The 1,331-nt window shown below is 37.7% G+C and carries 2 protein-coding genes; both read right to left on the bottom strand.

The genetic code is table 11. From position 1 onward, the window contains the following. Nucleotides 1-80: 80 nt before the first annotated feature. Nucleotides 81-917 (bottom strand): IS3 family transposase, encoded by an 837-nt coding sequence (locus I2E21_RS12095; protein ID WP_301965271.1) that lies wholly within the window; start codon nt 915-917, stop codon nt 81-83. After that, entirely contained in the window at nt 914-1,261 is a 348-nt protein-coding gene (locus I2E21_RS12090) for a helix-turn-helix domain-containing protein (RefSeq protein ID WP_195411476.1), read from the bottom strand. The genes I2E21_RS12095 and I2E21_RS12090 overlap by 4 nt, the downstream gene beginning before the upstream one ends. Between the last annotated feature and the right edge of the window lie 70 nt (nt 1,262-1,331).

Below are 1,331 nucleotides of genomic sequence, written 5' to 3'. Positions count from 1 at the left end.
TGAACTGACCCCAAAAAGTTAGACAAAGTTATAAAGAAATAATTATGCAAAGCGACTAAGAGAGATCTTGGTCGCTTTTGTTATGCAGCTTTGTGTCTGTAATCTACAGGAGACAGTCCATCAAGCTCAAGCTTGATACGCTTGTTGTTGTACCATTCTATATATTCCGTAAGTTCCGAGATAAAATGCTCAACGGACATAAACTCTTGCAGATACAGCAATTCTGTTTTTAATAAACCGAAAAAGTTTTCAGCACAAGCGTTGTCAAGACAGTTGCCCTTTCGGGACATACTTTGCCTGATACCCTTGTCCGCAAGCATTTTCTGATAACGCTTATGCTGATATTGCCAACCTTGATCCGAATGCAGGATAAGATTTGTATTATCGGAAATTTTGGCAAATGCCTTTTCAAGCATATCTGTTGTTTGTGCGAGATTTGGATGACGGCTAAGATTATACGAAATGACTTCACCATTATACAAATCAATGATTGGTGACAGATATAGCTTTATTCCAAACAAAGCAAACTCTGTAACATCTGTTACCCACTTCTGATTCGGTTTGTCTGCCTTGAAATCTCGTTCAAGAAGATTAGGTGCAATCCTTCCGACATCCCCTTTGTATGAGTTATACTTATGCATACGAACTCGGCAAAATATGCCCATTTTTCTCATCAATTTTTGTACTGTCTTATGATTGATAACAAATTTTTTCTTCAATTCTTGTGTTATTCTTCGATAGCCATAACGACCCTTGTTTTCATCGTAAATATGACGTATTTCAGTTTTTATGTCAGCATATTTATCCGGTTTTGGAGAATTAAATTGTTTGCTGTAATAGTAATATGTGCTGCGAGGGATATTGGCAATATCAATGAGCAACCATATTTTGAATTCGTGCCTCAGTTCCCATATCACTTGTGATTTTTCTCTTGCCGTACCCTTTCGGAAACCAAGGCATTCAATTTTTTTAAGTATGCATTCTCCGCACGAAGTCGCTGTACCTCTGAAATAAGGTCTTCCTCTACTTCTTTCTTCAGCTTTTTGGGACGACATGTTGACTTGCGTCCTCGGCGTTCTATGTAAAAGCCTTCTTTCCCTTCTTCAAGATAGATGCGTTCCCAGCTTGCTACTCTACTATGATTACTTATGTCAAATTGACGTGCAGTTTCACTGTAACTAAGTTTTTCCTTGTGCATCGTTTCTACTACTTTGATTTTGAATTCCGGCGTGTACTTTTTATTCGGCTGTCCTTTTGGCATAAAAATGCCCCCTTTCGTTAGTTTTAATTACGGTATATTTATATTATACCTCATTGTCTAACAAAAGGGG

It is taken from the genome of Ruminococcus sp. BSD2780120874_150323_B10 (assembly GCF_015553695.1).
Lineage (GTDB): Bacteria > Bacillota > Clostridia > Oscillospirales > Acutalibacteraceae > Ruminococcoides > Ruminococcoides intestinale_A.
The sequence above is the reverse complement of the archived record's forward strand: the minus strand, read 5'-3'. Positions and strand labels throughout refer to the sequence as shown.